General features: G+C 48.2%; 18 protein-coding genes and 1 pseudogene. 8 read left to right on the top strand and 11 right to left on the bottom strand.

Going from position 1 to position 16,768, the window contains the following annotated elements; genetic code table 11:
- Positions 1-41: 41 nt before the first annotated feature.
- Together AC1DN5_RS02915 and AC1DN5_RS02920 are read right to left on the bottom strand one after the other, a co-directional pair.
- A complete protein-coding gene (locus tag AC1DN5_RS02915) occupies positions 42-428 on the bottom strand; it encodes a GtrA family protein (RefSeq protein WP_032864817.1) in 387 nt (128 codons plus the stop codon).
- 79 nt (positions 429-507) lie between these two features.
- The gene (locus AC1DN5_RS02920; protein WP_016937515.1) at positions 508-1,131 is read right to left on the bottom strand and encodes a TetR/AcrR family transcriptional regulator; all 624 of its coding nucleotides are present in this window, start codon (positions 1,129-1,131) and stop codon (positions 508-510) included.
- Between the two features lie 335 nt (positions 1,132-1,466).
- Here AC1DN5_RS02920 and AC1DN5_RS02925 point away from each other — a divergent pair, with 335 nt between their 5' ends.
- The 3 genes and pseudogenes from AC1DN5_RS02925 (at position 1,467) to AC1DN5_RS02935 (ending at position 3,166) form a co-directional block, all read left to right on the top strand.
- Positions 1,467-1,628, top strand: coding sequence for an anti-repressor SinI family protein (locus tag AC1DN5_RS02925; RefSeq protein WP_016937514.1), 162 nt, complete (start codon positions 1,467-1,469; stop codon positions 1,626-1,628).
- A 193-nt stretch (positions 1,629-1,821) separates the two neighbouring features.
- The gene (locus AC1DN5_RS02930; protein WP_327814842.1) at positions 1,822-2,502 is read left to right on the top strand and encodes a class I SAM-dependent methyltransferase; all 681 of its coding nucleotides are present in this window, start codon (positions 1,822-1,824) and stop codon (positions 2,500-2,502) included.
- A pseudogene (locus tag AC1DN5_RS02935) lies at positions 2,502-3,166 on the top strand (glycosyltransferase family protein). Before AC1DN5_RS02930 ends, AC1DN5_RS02935 begins: the two are co-directional and overlap by 1 nt.
- Positions 3,167-3,188: 22 nt before the next feature.
- Here the strand turns inward: AC1DN5_RS02935 and AC1DN5_RS02940 are convergent.
- The 7 genes from AC1DN5_RS02940 to cidR form a co-directional block, all read right to left on the bottom strand.
- On the bottom strand, positions 3,189-3,791 hold the full coding sequence (locus tag AC1DN5_RS02940) for a DsbA family oxidoreductase (protein ID WP_366969879.1): 603 nt from the start codon (positions 3,789-3,791) through the stop codon (positions 3,189-3,191).
- A gap of 84 nt (positions 3,792-3,875) precedes the next feature.
- Positions 3,876-5,132, bottom strand: a complete 1,257-nt coding sequence (gene efeB, locus AC1DN5_RS02945; RefSeq protein ID WP_047475941.1) for an iron uptake transporter deferrochelatase/peroxidase subunit — start codon at positions 5,130-5,132, stop codon at positions 3,876-3,878.
- Between the two features lie 18 nt (positions 5,133-5,150).
- Entirely contained in the window at positions 5,151-6,302 is a 1,152-nt protein-coding gene (gene efeO, locus AC1DN5_RS02950) for an iron uptake system protein EfeO (protein ID WP_327814843.1), read from the bottom strand.
- Positions 6,299-7,747 (bottom strand): FTR1 family protein, encoded by a 1,449-nt coding sequence (locus AC1DN5_RS02955; protein WP_366969880.1) that lies wholly within the window; start codon positions 7,745-7,747, stop codon positions 6,299-6,301. Before AC1DN5_RS02955 ends, efeO begins: the two co-directional genes overlap by 4 nt.
- 135 nt (positions 7,748-7,882) lie before the next feature.
- Positions 7,883-8,551, bottom strand: coding sequence for a thiamine phosphate synthase (gene thiE / locus AC1DN5_RS02960; protein ID WP_366969881.1), 669 nt, complete (start codon positions 8,549-8,551; stop codon positions 7,883-7,885).
- Positions 8,548-9,366 (bottom strand): hydroxyethylthiazole kinase, encoded by an 819-nt coding sequence (gene thiM / locus AC1DN5_RS02965; RefSeq protein WP_366969882.1) that lies wholly within the window; start codon positions 9,364-9,366, stop codon positions 8,548-8,550. The genes thiE and thiM overlap by 4 nt, the downstream gene beginning before the upstream one ends.
- Before the next feature lie 2 nt (positions 9,367-9,368).
- On the bottom strand, positions 9,369-10,277 hold the full coding sequence (cidR, locus tag AC1DN5_RS02970) for a cidABC operon transcriptional activator CidR (protein WP_016937506.1): 909 nt from the start codon (positions 10,275-10,277) through the stop codon (positions 9,369-9,371).
- A gap of 106 nt (positions 10,278-10,383) precedes the next feature.
- Here cidR and AC1DN5_RS02975 point away from each other — a divergent pair, with 106 nt between their 5' ends.
- From AC1DN5_RS02975 to AC1DN5_RS02985, 3 genes are all read left to right on the top strand, one after another.
- On the top strand, positions 10,384-10,770 hold the full coding sequence (locus AC1DN5_RS02975; protein WP_016937505.1) for a CidA/LrgA family holin-like protein: 387 nt from the start codon (positions 10,384-10,386) through the stop codon (positions 10,768-10,770).
- Positions 10,752-11,432: a CidB/LrgB family autolysis modulator gene (locus AC1DN5_RS02980; RefSeq protein WP_012118753.1), complete on the top strand. Its 681-nt coding sequence runs from the start codon at positions 10,752-10,754 to the stop codon at positions 11,430-11,432. The genes AC1DN5_RS02975 and AC1DN5_RS02980 overlap by 19 nt, the downstream gene beginning before the upstream one ends.
- A 125-nt stretch (positions 11,433-11,557) precedes the next feature.
- Positions 11,558-11,752, top strand: coding sequence for a YwbE family protein (locus AC1DN5_RS02985; protein WP_016937504.1), 195 nt, complete (start codon positions 11,558-11,560; stop codon positions 11,750-11,752).
- Positions 11,753-11,788: 36 nt separating this feature from the next.
- Here AC1DN5_RS02985 and AC1DN5_RS02990 read toward each other — a convergent pair whose 3' ends face one another.
- Positions 11,789-12,976: a class I SAM-dependent rRNA methyltransferase gene (locus AC1DN5_RS02990; RefSeq protein WP_327814847.1), complete on the bottom strand. Its 1,188-nt coding sequence runs from the start codon at positions 12,974-12,976 to the stop codon at positions 11,789-11,791.
- A gap of 84 nt (positions 12,977-13,060) precedes the next feature.
- Here AC1DN5_RS02990 and AC1DN5_RS02995 point away from each other — a divergent pair, with 84 nt between their 5' ends.
- Positions 13,061-13,444, top strand: coding sequence for a VOC family protein (locus AC1DN5_RS02995; protein WP_016937502.1), 384 nt, complete (start codon positions 13,061-13,063; stop codon positions 13,442-13,444).
- Between the two features lie 28 nt (positions 13,445-13,472).
- On the opposite strand, the gene celB is transcribed toward AC1DN5_RS02995, so the two are convergent.
- The gene (celB, locus tag AC1DN5_RS03000; protein ID WP_016937501.1) at positions 13,473-14,807 is read right to left on the bottom strand and encodes a PTS cellobiose transporter subunit IIC; all 1,335 of its coding nucleotides are present in this window, start codon (positions 14,805-14,807) and stop codon (positions 13,473-13,475) included.
- A 162-nt stretch (positions 14,808-14,969) separates the two neighbouring features.
- On the opposite strand from celB, the gene AC1DN5_RS03005 reads away from it, so the two are divergent.
- Positions 14,970-16,718, top strand: a complete 1,749-nt coding sequence (locus AC1DN5_RS03005; protein ID WP_366969883.1) for a S8 family peptidase — start codon at positions 14,970-14,972, stop codon at positions 16,716-16,718.
- Positions 16,719-16,768 lie beyond the last annotated feature (50 nt).

Genomic DNA, 16,768 nt, shown 5'->3' on the forward strand with positions numbered 1-16,768 from the left:
TTTCACCGTTACTCTTTCCCCCCGGGCGCGGAAAGAAACCGTTATGACACGCCCCCTTCTTTCGCTTTTCTGAAAACAATCCACTTGCTGGCAGCATAGTTGACGACTACGATGATGACGTTATCGGCGATTTTCGCCAACGTTTCATTCATGTGAAATTGACTGACCAAAAGAATCATCATCGCGAGATCTATGCCGAGAGACAAAACCCGCACGCTGAAAAAGGCAGTCAATTCTTTCATCAGACTCCGCATCCCCGCGGTTTTTTGCTGAAATACATACAGTTTATTCGTGACATATGCAAATAGAACGGACAGAACCCAAGCGGCGACGGTCGCCGCCTTGTAATCCATCTCAAATACCGCCGTCAGAATGTAAAAACTGACGATGTTCACGATCGTCGTGAACACACCCATAATGATATACATCATAATTTCTCTGTAACGCATGGCAGTTCCTCGCTTTCTGAAAAACTTTTCTAAACCTTTTGTCAAATCAAGAAGAACGTTACCCTGATTTTCTGCCGCTGACAAAAACATAGAACGCGTCAAACATGCTGCGGAAAGCAACCGGCCTTCCCAGCACATTGGATTGCTTAATCATCCCGTCGATGAGCGCGCACATCATGTTAGCGGTATGCTCGGTATCTATATGGTCTTCTATTAAATTTCTCGATTTGAGCCAATTTATGTACATGGTGCTTTCTTCTATCCATAACTTATACAGGCGGATATACGCCTCATATTCACTGACGACTTTGTAAGTAGGCATATGAACGGCAAAAGACACCACATTCCAGGCAGGCTTGCTGTTTACAAACCGCATCAACAGGCTTGCTGCGCTTGCCGCGGCTTCACAAAGCGTCAACGGCCGCGCTGTTTGCTTTTCTAATTCGTCGAGATAGCCCGTGATGATCCTTTTTTTAATCTGACGCCTGTCTAACAAATGCTTCAGAAAATCTTCCTTGCTTTCAAAATGAACGTAAAACGCGCCTTTGCTGAAACCCGCCGCTTTACTGATGTCATCGATTGAGACTGAATCGTAAGCTCTGTCAATCAGAAGATGAAGGCCTGCGTCAATAAAACTTTCAAATGTTTCTTCTCTCTTAATTTGAAATTTGTTTTTTTTCATTTTTTACCCCAGCTGTTTGATCATTCACTTTATCTTACACCGAATCATTCTTTTGCGGTATTTTTTATACAAAAAGAATATGCTAGTCGACGATCAAAGGGTAAATGTTAATAGGTCATATGATTTATTTTTATTTACATACTATCCAGTCAGTATTTATTTGTTTATTATTATACGTAAGAATTCTTGAAGGATTTTGGTTATTTCAGTCATTTTTTTAGGGAATAGGTAGGTGAATTCATCTTCAATTTGGGATTACCGGCCAACTATGTGTGATATTTGTTACACATTGGCTGCTGTAGCTGGGCAAATCATTTTTTCAATTGGAGGTTCTTATGAAAACTCATGTAATGAAGAATATAGATCAAGATTGGCAATTGTTAATTCAAGAAGCTAGAATCATGGGTTTGCACATTGACGATGTAAGGCGATTCTTAAATACTGAAAAAGCGGTGAAGAAAAAAACACCAATGAAAAACACCATCCGCCAGCAGTAAGATTTACAGGCGGATCCTTTCACCCGAGTTTTCAAAGGAACACTGCCATCTTAAGAGGGGAATCAGAGTACAAAACCGTGAACGGACAACCATTCCCGCCCCATTCCGCTACCTGAACCAGCCAAACATGGTGATATGAGATCCCCCCGCTGCATATCTTGTGTATTATGCCCATTTATGAGGTGATACACGGATGGATACGAATCCCTATTATGATGAAAAACAACAGAGCTACTACGAAGGCCTGAATCCTTATTTATTAAACAAAATAGACAAAAACTGGCGGACAGTGCTCGATGTCGGCTGCGGCACGGGCAATTTAGGCGCGGCGATTGAAGACCGCGGAATAACGGTTTACGGCATTGAAGCGTTTCCCGAAGCAGCAAAAAAGGCGGAAAGTAAATTGAGCCATGTGCTTTGCGGCGACATTGAATCCGCCATTCTTCCGTACGAATCAGAACAATTCGATTGTATGCTGTTCGGAGACGTTCTGGAGCATCTTGTCGACCCGTGGTCAGTGCTGAAAAAGCTTCGCCCGTATGTCAAAAAAGACGGCACGGTGCTTGCATGCATACCGAATGTCGGCCACATCTCAGTGGTGCTGGAGCTTTTAGCCGGCAAATGGACTTACAGGGACGCCGGGTTAATGGATCAGACCCACCTGCGTTTTTTTACCCGGGAAGAAACTCTTTTATTATTTAAAGCGGCAGGCTACGAGGTGAAACGCATTGAGGCGATCCGCGTTGATCATCCCTCTTATCACCGGGCCATCGCCTCATTGCACGAAGTATGCGTACAGCTTGGCATAAGACATGATTTTCTGACAGAAGCATCGGCCTATCAATACGTGATTGAGGCCGAGAGGAGCATGTAATGGATGCACATTCATTTCTGTTTGTCATTTGCGTGAATGATGAGTCGCTCTACTCCCGATGCAAAAACCATATTCTGAAGCTTACCGTTCCCCCTTCACATTCCGTTGATATCATGCCGATATACGATTCAGAAAGCATGGCCTCCTCCTACAACAAAGCGCTGAAACACCCTTCCAAAATATAAAATGTATCTGCATCAGGATACATTTATCATTCATCAGCATTTCCTGCGAGACATGCTTCATATCTTTCAATCTCACCGTGAGCTCGGTCTTCTCGGTGTCGCGGGCTGCAAAACGCTTCCGCCGAACGGCATTTGGCGGGAAAGCGGGCAGCGGATGGGGAAAGCGCAGGAATGCTTACCATCCGCTTGAATTCGAGAACGGTGATGAAGACGGACTGTTTATGCCCGCTGACGCCATTGACGGATTGTTAATGGCCGCTCAATATGACATGGAGTGGCGAGAGGATTTGTTTCAAGGCTTTCATTTTTATGACACATCACAGTCGCTCGAATTTCAAAAACACGGCTATCAAGTCGCTGTCGCCTGCCAGAAAGACCCTTGGTGCCTTCATTTTTGCGGTGACTCCTTTGACGCCGCGGCGTATGAAGCGGACAGACAAATATTTGTCCAACACTATATGGGAAAGCCCTCTTGCTGATGCAAAGAGGGCTTTTTACGGATTAACGTTTATTCAATTCCCGTTCAATGATTTGTTCGAAAATTTCCTTTCCCGCGACGCCCGGGATTCTTTCATCGCCGATGATAAACGTCGGCACTGCTGTAATGCCGGCTTCCTCATAGGCATGGCGGAGCGCTTCCCGCTGCACGTCCCTGTATGCTCTTGTCTCAAGCGCCTCCTTGAACGCGACGCCGTCAAGTCCGGCTTCTTCCGCGAGCTTTGTCAGCACGTCTATGTCACCGATATTTTGTTCTTCCTGAAAGAATGCCTGAAAAACGCGTGTATGGTATTCGCTTTCTTTCCCATGTTCCTTCGCAAAATGAAAACCTTCAAACGCCAAATCCGTGTAGGGATGCGGTGATACGCGTGGGAATGTCATCTCAACGCCTAAAGACTGCGCCATCGGTTCAATTGAATTTTTCCACATCTGCCGCTTTGCGGGATCATTTACCGGATCAAGTTTCGGTGAGGGGCTCGGACGCAATTCAAACGGCATCCATTCCACCTGTACGTCCTTGTCCTTGATTGCTTCTTCAAACGCCGCTTTGCCGACAAAGCAAAACGGACATACATAATCAGTATATACTTTAATCTGCAGTGTCATTGTATGTCTCCTTTCCTTTTTATTTTACGTTGTAACAAAAATAGTTACAAGTGTTTTTTAAAAACACCTTCCATATGGAAGGTGTCACGATTCCAGCAGCTTCTGGGCGATATATTCTCCTTTTTTACAGCCTCCGGGACAGGCGAATAAAGAAGAGCCGATCGTTTGTGTGTATTCATTCAGCGCATCCTTTGCCGCCAAAGCTTTCAGCATCGGGACAAATTGGCGGTCCGGGTCTTTTTGAAAGCTGATAAACAGCAGGCCTGCGTCAACATAGCCCGTCTTCGGGTCGATTCCGTCCGTATAAGAAAACGCCCGCCGCAGAATCTGTCTGCCGGTTGATTTCGCCACGCTGACATGCGAGTCGGCGGGAATTTGATTCAACTTGACGGGATCAGTCTCCTTTTTTTGTCCGAAAGGAGCGCCCGAGCTTTTCACTCGCCCAAACGTATCCTCTTGTTCCTTCAAGGATGAACGGTCCCATATTTCTAAAAACATTTTAATTTTCCTAAACGCCATGTACGTGCCGCCCGTCATCCAGTCCGGCTCCCCTGATTGAACCCAAACGATTGAATTCATCAGATTTTCATCCTTTGTGCTTTGGTTGCCGGTGCCGTCTTTGAATCCGAAAAGGTTGCGCGGGGTTTCGCCGTTTTTCCCGCCGCTTAAGAAACCTTTATTGAGAAAACGGACTTCACACACGCCGACAGCCTGTTTAATCAGATTGCGCACCGCGTGGAACGCCGTTTGTTCATTATCCGCACAGACCTGAATGACGATATCACCGCCGCCTTGTTTCTGATCGAGCTTGTCGTTAGGCATCGGCGGAATGTCAGCGAGGTGCTTCGGTTTTTTATCCTTCAGCCCAAAGCGGTCCTTCCCGTCTTTTTCAAAAAATCCGGCGCCGAAGCCGAAGGTAACGGTTAAATTCGCCGGTGCCAGATCCTGCGACTCCCCGGTATCCTGCGGAGGCATATATTTATTTTTTTGCTCGCCTGACAAAGCGGCGCCTGAGGTCAGCAGCTGCGTCAGACTGGTCCAATTTCTGAAGAGGGAGATGACATCAGCTTTGTCGCTTGACTTGACATCAAGCGCCGCAAAATAAACATACGTCTGATGCGCCGTTGTGATTCCCGCTTGGTGCTTCCCGTAAAAAGGAACGATTTGGTCATTATCACTTTTTCCTTCACTCTTCTTTGAAGCGGTGGCCGCCGGTTTGAAGAGCGGAGCGAGTCCTCCGAGGCCGCTCGCTCCCACAGCGACGGCGGCGCCCGCTACGGCGCCCCACTTCAGGACATCCCGTCTGTGGATCTGTTTTTCCTTGTTTTGTTCATCGCTCATGCTGTGTCATAACTCCTTTTAAAGCACATCGGCAATCTTCGACATGGTTTCAGAAAGGGCCGTCAGCTTCGTGCTTATCTCTCTGATTTGATCTTTACTTAATTTATCATAAGGCGTATACGAATGATCGCCTGTTTTGTATTTCGACATCAAAACTTCAAATTCGCTGAATTCCGTATCAAGTTTTTCCGTGACGCCGGAATGATCTTTCACAAGTGCGCTTTTCACTGTTTCATAGACGGCTTTTGAGCCTTCGACGTTGGCGGCCAGATCTGTTAAATCAATGCGGGAGTAACGTTCTTCTTCACCCGTGATTTTTGAGATGCCCGCTTCATTCAGAAGCTCCATGGCGCCGGCGACGATTTGTTCAGGTGTCAGTTTGAGAGAAGCGACAGAACCGTCAAGCTTCTTCACATCCTTTAACAGGACGGAGGCCGTTTCTTTTTCGCCAGAAATCTGATTGTCCTTCCAGAGCGCTTTTTCAAGCTTGTGGAAGCCCGTCCATTTGCCGCCTTCTTCCACATCATTTTCTCTGGCGTCGATTTTCGGATCAAGCGTGCCGAGGCTTTCGGCAATCGGTTCAATTCGCTCATAATAGACGCGCGCCTTCGGATAAAGTTGTTTCGCTTGATCGATGTTCCCCGCCTTGACGGCGTCTGTGAACGCTTCGGTCGATTTTACAAGCTGATCGCTCTGTTCTTTGACATATGTTTTATAGTCACCAGCCGCTTTTTTGAGCTGGTCACTGGCCTTTTTGCTGCTTTTTCCAGCGCCCGTCAGCTCCTCCAGCGAGGCTGTCAGCGATATAGATTCCGATTTAATCTTCTCTGTATCAGGCTTATCTTTTTGTGCTTCTGTATAAATCGGCTGCAGGTGCTTTTCGATATCCGTGTATTCAAACGGATAATCTCCGCGGATTTTATTTTCAAATGAGAGCCAGTAGCTGTTCAGTTCTTTTCCTTTTTGCTGAATGCCTTTCCGGTCTTGTTTTTTAACGGATTCATTCAGTTTGGTCAGAATATCCTCCATTTTGTCCACTGATGCTTTGATGTCCTGATTTACACTGTTTTTTTCAGCTCCTTTGTCAGACGCTGACTGCTGAGCGCCGCAGCCCGAGCACAGAGCGAGGAGTAAGCCGGCTGATAAAGCCGCTTTCCGGATCTGTTTCATTTTGCAACTTCCCTTCTATTCGATTTTAATTTTACGGCTTCCATGATGAGTGCTGCGGCTAAAAAGCCAATGATGAACAGCTGCGGAATGGTGCTGAAAACCGACGGATAGATGCCGAGAAACGATACCGACGGAAGCCAGCTTTCAGCGTCAGACGGGAGAATATCCGCCAGCTGCAGGCTGTGGATGCCCGTACCGAGAAATTTCACGCACATATACAAAACGACGGCCATGGACAGCAGAAAGAACGGCTTTAACGGAATCCGCATTCCGAGCTTAATCATGAGAAAACCCGCTGCCGTAAGGATCAGCAATCCCGCTGCGGTTCCTCCTATTAATTCGGTAAGCGGCAGCTTGCCGACGAGGCCGATAAAAAAGATTACCGTTTCAAGCCCTTCTCTGACAACTGCCAAAAAGGCGATCAGCGCGAAGGACAGCAGACTTCCTTTTTTAAGCGCCTGCGATTTTTGTGTATTGATTTTTTCCCGCCATTTATCCATTGAAGCGTTGCGGTGGAGCCAGACGCCGACAAACAGGAGCATCACGGCAGACAGAATGCCGGTCACGCCGCCGAGCAGAAAATTGTTTTCTCCGAAAATGTTTGAGGAAAACAGCAGGGTGACGCCGACTCCCGCCCCGAGAGAGACGAGCATGCCGAGTGACGCTCCGCCCCAGATCCAAGCGGATGAACGGGTGACCCGGGCTTTTTTCGTCATCGTCAACAGCGCGCCGATCACAAGAAGCGCCTCCATTCCCTCCCTTATCGGGATAAGAGCGGCGTCCAGCCAGCTATAGCTGCTTGACGCAATCGGCTCAAGGAGCTGAATCATTTCGTCAATATGTTTAACGGCCTGATCCGGGCGGTTTTCGGCTTCCGCCTTCATGAGTGCCAGATTCTCTTCTGAGGTTGTGTAGGCCGTTTTGGATTGGGATACGACGTCTCCTTCGACAGCCAGCCAATTCGTGACAAGCTGATCGATTTTTGCTTGGGCTTCAGCAGTTTGGCTGCTTTTGATCAGCTGTTTTGTCTCTTTTAAGCTTTGAATATAGGCTGAGAGTGTAAGCCTTGAGCTCCCGCCGGCTGCACCTTTTAATGTGACGGCCTGCCGGTAGGTTTCTAAATGGGACCCCAGCTCAGAAAGCTCCGCCTGTACCTTTTTTGTGTCTTTATTAAGCAAAGAAAGTGAAATCATTGCGATATTGGAGTTCATTTTTGAATAGGAAGATAGATTTTCTTTTTTAATAGCAGGCTCTTCTCTTTTCCATACTGTTTTGAATTGTGAAAATGTTTTTTCGGCGGATTGCAGGTTTCCGTCCTTTGCAGATTGGATCATTTGCTGATTCAGGCTGATAAGTGAAGCGATGGGATCAGCGCCTTTCGCCACGGCAGAAGAACTGGCTATGACGAGCAGGCTGAATAACATGAAAGCAAGCTTCCGTGCCATCATGCACCTCCTGTAGTTGAAAATGATTATCATTATATATCATAATCATAGTCCGATCTCGGCCTTTGTCAATAAAAAGTTGCGCATACAAAAAAAGGGCCGTCCTCCCCGGACAGCCCTCCTGACAGAAACATGTCAGCTTTTTGCTTTGGAACGCTGAATTTCTTCAAAAAATCTGCGCGCCGCCTCTTTTGGATCATCGGCTTGGCTGATGGCGCTGATCATGCTGACGCCGTCTGCTCCCGCTTTAATAACGGGCGCCGCATTCGCCGCCGTAATGCCGCCGATTCCCACAATCGGAATGGTGATACCCTGACGCCGCACTTCTTCAATCAATGTAACGCCCTGCACAGCTTCAGCATCTTTTTTCGTTTCGGTCGGATAGACCGGTCCCATTCCGACGTAATCGGCTCCGGCAGCTTCCGCCCGCTTCACCTCGGAGACATTATGTGCTGATACACCGAGAATCATATCACCGATTGCCGCTCTCGTTTCTGCAGCGTCTGCGTCATCCTGGCCGATATGCACTCCGTCCGCCTTAAGGCGCAAGGCCAATTCAACATCATCATTAATGATGAAAGGAATGCCGGCCTGTCTGCAGACATCCTGCACCTGCTTTGCAAACTGGACACGTTCCTCCCCTGTTAAAGAACCGCTCCCCTTTTCCCGAAATTGAAAAAGCGTAGCGCCGCCCTCTATGGCTTTTTTCACCACAGACACGGGGTCTGCGTCAGTATTATTTGATCCCATAATAAAATAAACCGATAACATATCCTTCATCATTTCCCGAGAAATACGCGTCATTTTTCTGTCATCCTTTCAATTGCAGCAAGCTCAGCCGCTTCTTGTTCTGAAATGCTTGCCAGCTTGTTTAAAAGCTCAATCTGGAAGCTGCCCGGGCCCTTGTGAGACGTGTCCAAAGCGGCAAGCTGAGCGGCGCTTCCGTATACAGAAACGGCTGAAACCGCCGCTTGCAGAACATCCTGGCCCGCTGCGCAGAAGGCTCCGATTACAGACGTCAGCAGGCATCCCGCCCCCGTCACCTTCGTCAGCAGTTTATCACCGTTATGAACGGCGTATGTGCAGGTGCCGTCAGAGATGATGTCAGTTTTTCCGGTAATCGCAATGACCGTTTTCAGCCCGCTTGCAGCCGTCTTGGCGAGCTGAAGCGTATCTCCTCCGCCTTCCCCAGCATCCACGCCTCTTATCTTCCAATCGGATACGTCGGCAATATTGGCGATTTCCGCGGCATTTCCGCGAATGACGGACAAGCGGACCTCCTGTATGATTTTGCGGGCTGATGCCGTCCGAAACGGCGTGGCGCCGGCGCCTACCGGATCAAAAATGACCGGAACGCCGTTTTCGTTGGCTGATTTTCCCGCGGCGATCATAGCTTCAACCGATGCCGGACTGAGGGTGCCTATATTCAGGACGAGCGCTCCGGCGATTTTCGCCATGTCGGCGGCCTCCTCAATTGCATAAGCCATAACGGGCGATGCGCCGAGCGCGAGCAGGCCGTTGGCGGTGAAGTTCGTGACGACGTTATTGGTGATACTGTGAACGAGCGGGCATTGCTCCCGCACTTTACTCAAGTGTTGAGCTGCGGTTTGTGCATCCATGCTTAATCATCCTTTTTTCTCTTTTTCGGATTCCACAAGTACGATTTTGTATGTTCCAGCCAGGCTCTGGCGGCAAAGGACATGTAGCGGTCCTTCCGCCAAATGATGGCTAAATGCCACGGAATGACCGGGTGAACGAGCGGAATGGTTTTGACTTTCTCAGGATCAAGGCCGCGGCAGATTCTTTCCGGCAGCAGGCCGATGCCGAGATTGGCCGATACCATTTCGCTGATAAAGTCCCACTGTGACGTTTCATAAATGACATGCGGCCTGAACCCGGCTTTCACACATTCCGTCATAATTCGATTGTGAAGGACAAAATCCTCCCTGAAAAAGATGAACGGCTCTTCTTTCAATTCGTGAAGACTGCATTCTTTCTCGTCCGCGAGCCGATGTAACGGATGGACGACGAGCATGAGGGTTTCCTTTACGATTGTAAACGTATGAAAAATCTCTTCATTCGCGGGAAGCACGACGACCCCGATATCAAGCGAGCCGTCCTCCACACCTTGCTGCACTTTAATAGAGCCGTCTTCTACGAGCTGAAACGTCACATCGGGATATGTGACGCGGAAGTCACCGAGCACTCTCGGGAAAAAGCCCGACCCGATCATCGGCGGCAATCCGATGCGGACGTGCCCTTTCTTTACCTCCATAATATCATTCAGCTCTGATGTCAGGTTTTGAAATGACTTTGTGATTTCCTGCGCCTGCACATACATGCTCTGTCCGGCATCAGTCAGTTCAACCTGCCGGCCATTGCGGTAAAACAGCTTGATGCCGAGCTCCGTCTCCAGATTTTTAATCATTTTTGAAATTGTCGGCTGTGAAACATACAGTGACTGCGAAGCCTTTGTAAAACTTTTCAAACGGGCCACTTCCAAGAAATACGTCAAGTGCCGGATGTCCATTTCATTTCATCCTTTCTATAGACAAAAGGAATACATATTATTCTTTATATATATTTTACCTATAGCAAAACCTTATGTACAATATAAATATAAGGGAGGCATCATTATGAAAAAATTGTTGCTTACCGTTATTCAAATCGCTCTGCTGTTTATATTTGCGCGTCTGATCAATTGGGTCACGGCGGCTCTTCATATAAATATTCCCGGCAGTATAATCGGGATTGTGATTCTTTTCACATTGTTGCATTTCAAGATTATCAAGCTTGAATGGATCGAGCTTGGCGCAGCATGGCTCCTCGGTGAGCTGCTGTTGTTTTTCATCCCGTCTGCCGTCGGAGTGATTGAATACGGAGATATTATGTCTAAATTCGGTGTAAGCATTTTACTTGTCGTCATCATCAGCACATTTGTCGTGATGGTTTCAACAGGTACGCTTACACAGCTGATAGCAAAAAGAAAGGAGAAAAAACAAACGTGTTCATCGGAATCATAAGTTTATTCTTAACTGTCTTAGTGTATTTGGGCGCGAAAAAACTCTACATTCGTTTTCCGCGGGTGTATACGTCGCCGCTTCTGATTACGCCCGCTGTTTTGGTCGTACTGCTGCTTCTTGTCAATGTCCCGTATCAGACATACAATCTCGGCGGCGGACTGCTGACCGATATGCTTCAGCCGGCAACAGTGGCGTTCGCCATCCCGCTTTATAAATATTTCCCGATTTTAAAGAAATACGCCGTGGAAATTATTTTGAACGTAGCGGTCGGTTCATGTATCGCCATTCTGTCAACGGCCTTTATCGCAAAATGGTTCCATCTCGGCAGCAGCTTAGTCGACAGTCTCGTGCCGCGATCAGTGACGACGCCGATTGCCATGAACGTATCAGAAATGATCGGCGGGATGCCGGCCGTTACAGCGGTTTTCGTCATTTTAACGGCTTTATTGGGAACGATCATCGGGCCGATGGTCATCCGCTATTTCCGCATTGATAACGAAATTGCCCGGGGCGTGCTGCTCGGAACAAGCGCACACGGAGCGGGAACATCTAAAGCATTTGAGCTCAGCTCCGTTTCAGGTACGATCTCAAGCGTGTCCATGATTCTCGCCGCGATTATGACGCTGTGCGCGGCCCCGATTTTGCTTTCGTTTATGTCATAAAAGACTGCTCCTGACAGAGCGGTCTTTTTTATTTGCCAGAGATCAATCAGTCTGTCCTTCATAAAAAGACGAAAACACGATATGATAAGACATGAAATGAAAAGATTGAAGAACGGATGTGTCATATGAACGGCCAGCAGCGAAATAGCATCAGAAAAGGGCTTGAAGTCGATATCGTCTTGAAAGCCGATCAGCGTTCAGGAAAACTGACAAGAGGAATCGTGAAAGATATTTTGACGAACTCAAGCTTCCACCCGCGCGGCATTAAGGTTCGCCTGGAGGACGGGCGAATCGGCCGGGTCCAGCAGATTATTGAATAGAAAAAAAGCCGGGGCTGCATGCCCGGCTTTTTTTGTTTATTTTTTCCGTAAGAAAACAACTTTCAAATAGTTCCCTTCTTTAAACGCGGGAATCGTTTTGAAATCTTCCGGAAGCGTATATTCTTCCAAAATGTCGTAACGCTCGTTTGTTTCTTTAAAGGCGGTCTCTATAAAGCCTTTAAATTTCTTCATATTGAAGGCGCTGCTGTTTGTCGATGCAACGATGATGCCGTTTTTTGCGGTGATGGCGATCGTTTCCTTCAGCAGGTTTTTATAATCTTTCGCCGCGCTGAACGTCCGTTTTTTTGTACGGGCGAAAGAAGGCGGGTCAAGAATGATGAGGTCAAACGCCAGCCCTTTTTTCTCCGCATAGCCGAAGTATTTGAAAACATCCATGACTTTAATATCATGTGCTTCGTAATCAATTCCGTTGGCGCTGAACTGTTCAATCGTTTTTGCAAGGCTGCGGTTGGCGACATCGACACTGGTCGTTTTCTCAGCTCCTCCAAGCGCCGCCGCAATCGAAAATGCCCCCGTATAAGAGAACGTATTCAACACCCGTCTGCCGTTTGCATACTTGTCCCGAATCGCTTTGCGTACATGACGCTGGTCTAAGAAAATGCCCGTCATCGCCCCGTCGTTTAAATCCACCGCATACTGTATGCCGTTTTCTTGAACAATGACCGGAAAGTCTCCTCTTTCACCTTTGACAAAGTCGTCGTCTTCCACGTACTGTCCGGCGGTATCAAACCGTTTCTTTTCGTAGATCGCCTTATAAGAAAGCTCCAGGCCGTCAATCGCTTCAATCAAACTGTCCTTATATGCGTAAATGCCTTTGCTGTACCACTGAATCAGCAGATAACCGTCATAGACATCAATCGTGACGCCGCCGATGCCGTCGCCCTCACCGTTGAACAGACGGAACGCCGTCGTATCGGGCGCCTTAAAAAGATGGGCTCTTCCTTCAGCCGCTTTTTTCAGCTTGTCCAGAAAGAAACGTCCGTCGATTTGTTCGTCTCTCGCACGGGACAGCACCCAGCCGACTCCTTTATTCTGCAAACCGTAATAGCCTTTCCCGATAAATTCGCCCTTCTCGGATGTCACATCAAAAAGATCGCCCTCTGTTAAGTGAGCCGAGCTTCCGGACAGAGCGTCTTTTTCAATCAGGGGGAATCCTTTTTTCAGCTTTCCGGCAAATGTATCTTTCACTGTAAGTAGCTTCATTGTGCATTCCTCTTTCGTTTTGCTTTCTCTTATCGTACCATAAAACATGCATTGTCCCGAAAAATTCAAAACAGGGGGAAAACCATGACAGCCAAAAGAATCGACCATACAGGCATTATGGTCAAAGATATTGAAACATCCATTGCTTTTTACCAAGACGTTCTCGGTATGCAGTTAAAGGATCGTATCACTCATACGAACGGCATTATTGAACTTGCTTTTCTCGGCTTTCAGGAAGGGCCTGAGACGGAGATTGAGCTGATTCAAGGCTACAGCAGCGAGCTCCCCGCAGAAGGAAAAGTGCATCATATCGCTTTATTAACTGAAGATATCGCGGCGGAATTCACGCATGCAATGCGTCAGGGCGCCGTATTTATCGATGAAGAAATCACGACGCTTCCGAACGGGTACCGCTACTTTTACATTGAAGGACCTGACGGCGAATGGATCGAATTTTTCCAGCGTTAAAAAAAACGGGCAGAAGCGCCCGTTTTTTTTATATTTCTTCTGTGACGTTTTGTTCCGCTGCCCGTTCCTCTCTCCATTTTTGAAGATCCCACATTCTGAAAAACGGATAATAAATGATAAATGTAATCAGGAGGTTGATCAGCTGCATGACCGAACCGGAGATCTTCCCGCCCGTCGCCAGATAACCGGAAATCAGCGGCGGCATCGTCCATGGTACGGCGATTCCCGCCGGTTTTGCCACCATTCCCGTGCTCATCCCGATGTACGTCGCCGTAATGGTCAAGAGCGGTGCGATGATAAAAGGCACGATTAACAGCGGATTCATGACGAGCGGCATCCCGAAAATAATCGGCTCGTTAATGTTAAAGATCGCGGGTCCGATGCCGAGTCGGCCGAGCTGTTTCATCTGTTTGCTTCTGGAGCGCACAAGCATGGTCAGCACAAGGGCAAGCGTTGCGCCGCTTCCGCCGACATTGATCCATATTTGAAAGAACTGTGTCGTAAAAATGCTCGGCAGCGCTTCTCCCGCCTGAAAAGCCAAACGGTTGGCGTCCATCGCCCCGTACCAGATCGGCGACATGACGCCGCCGATAATGGACGCGCCGTGTATGCCGCACGACCAAAGCAGCATTTGCACGAATTCGGCGATAAGACTTCCGCCGAGACTCCCGCCCAAAATAGACAGCGGGGTGCCCAGCAGATCGCCTACGACATTGTGGAGGCTTTTAAAAGGAGTTATTTCAATAAACAGACGGGCCAGCCATACGAGCGTAATAATAATGAAACCGGGGATGAGCGCAACAAACGATTTGCTGACCGCAGGCGGCACTCCGTCAGGCATCTTAATGACGATATTTCTTTGTACGATAAACCGGTACACTTCCGTAGACAGCATTGCTATAATCATCGCGACAAACAGACCTTTGCTTCCGAGCAGCGAAATCGGAATGCCGCCTCCCACCATAATCTCTGTTGACGAGCCGTCAGGAATAAAAGGAATCTGATACGGTGTCGCCAATAAAAAGGCGGCAAGGGCAATGGCTCCCGACGACAGGGCATCGACCTCATAGCTTTCCGCAAGCCGGTAAGCAATCCCGAAGGCGGCGACAAGCGCCATAATGTCAAAGGACGCATTCACGGGATACCCGAGCTTTTCAACCCAATTTTCACCGAAAAGACCAGCCATAAAATCGGCATAACCGGGAATCGGAAGACTCGTCAGAATCAGAAAAACCGATCCGATGATAATAAGCGGCATAGTCAAAATAATGCCGTCCCGCAAAGCTCTTAAGTGCCTTTGGCCGGCGACTTTTCCGGCGACAGGCATGATTTTTTCTTCCATTACCCGATTAAACGTACTCATTTATCAAAAAACCCCCTTTTTGAGTTCATTGCGCAGATGTCTTAAAGCATTTTCTCCATCATATTTTGGAAACGCTTACATTTGCATACAGAAATTTTCCTTATCCCTTAGGAAAAAAAGAATTCCGCACTGCCGATATATAAAGAAAAAGGGGGAATCACAATGTATCACACCCTGAAACCGATCATGGCCGCGGCCTTGTGCGTCACCCTGTTCGCCGCCGCGGCACCCGCTCACGCCGAGACACAGGACCGGGACGTTATCGTGGTCTACAAAAATAATAACGGCAAGGAGTCCGCCATAGACAGCGGAGCGGATGTAGAACAGACCTATCAGCATCTTCCCGCAGTCGCCGTGTCGGCTGATTCGGAAACGGTGAAAGACCTGAAACATGATCCTGACATTTTATATGTTGAAGACAATGTATCCTTTCAGGCAGCAGGCGGTTCTGATATCCACCCGTTAACAGCGGCATCAAGCAGCAGTTACACGCTGCCGCAATGGGATATAGAGCCCACTCAGGTCAAACAGGCCTGGAAAGAAGGCTTGACGGGAAAAAAGGTGAAAGTGGCTGTCATTGACAGCGGCATTTACCCTCACGATGACCTTTCCGTTGCGGGAGGCTATTCCGCAGTCAGCTATACATCTTCATACAAAGATGACAACGGGCACGGTACGCATGTCGCCGGCATCATTGCCGCCAAACATGACGGATACGGCATTGACGGCATCGCGCCGGATGTCCGGTTATATGCGGTTAAAGCATTGGACAAAACAGGCGCGGGAGATCTCAAAAGCCTTCTTAAAGCGATCGACTGGTCCATCGCCAACAAAATGGACATCATCAATATGAGTCTCGGAACTAACGCAGACAGCAAAATTCTTCACGACGCTGTCGACAAAGCATACAAAAAAGGCATTGTGATCGTAGCCGCCGCAGGAAACGACGGCAACAAAAAACCCGTCAATTATCCGGGCGCCTACAGCAGCGTAACGGCAGTCTCAGCGTCAACCGAAAAAAACGGTCTTGCGGCTTTTTCTACGACCGGAAAACAAATTGAATTTGCCGCACCCGGCACCAATATTACGAGCACGTACCTGAATCAAATGTACGCCGTGGCTGACGGCACATCTCAAGCCGCGCCGCACGTCACCGGAATGTTCGCGCTGCTCAAGCAAAAATATCCGGAAGAAACAAATACACAGCTCCGGCAGCAGATGCAGCAAAACATCAAAGATCTGGGCGCTCCCGGACGTGACAGCCAATTCGGGTACGGGCTGGTGCAATATCATGCAAAGCAAAAGAGCTTTGCCGAACGGGCCGTAATAAAAGCGGAAAAAACGAAAAAGCAGGCAGATATCAATCAAGCAAAAACGGCCGTCAGCAAGCTTTCAAAGTCAAAGGGAAAAACCGCCCTCGAGTCCCGAATCAATAAAGTTCAGACAGCAAGAAATGTGACGGACGCCAAAGACAAAGTCCGGACTGCCGAAAAACAAAAGAAAAAAACCGCCGTTAATGCGGCACAAAGCGCCATCCGGAAATTACCGGCCGGATCAGAGAAAAAAGGACTGCAAAAGCGGCTTGACGCTGTCAATTCAGGCCTTTTGAAAACGGCTGGGGCCAGCGTCAGACAGGCCGAAAAAAAGACCTCTGAGGCCAACGCCGCAAAAGCCAAAAAAGCAGTGAGCGAGCTTCAGCCGGGAAAAGAAAAAACCGCTCTGGAAAAACGGCTTGACCGGATAAAAGAGAAACTCAACCGGAAGCAGGCAAGGGACAAAGTGAAAACGGCCGAAAAAACCAAAACGAAAAAGGCAAAATCAGCGGCCCAAACGGCGGTCAGCCGGCTGAAGCCGTCTGCTGAAAAGACCAGCCTGCAAAAACGCGTGCGCGCAATTCGGGTGAAACATTAAAAAAACGCTTATGAGCCGCATCATGGCTTCATAAGCGTTTTTCTCCCATC

Source organism: Bacillus sp. 01N42_2 (assembly GCF_056399565.1).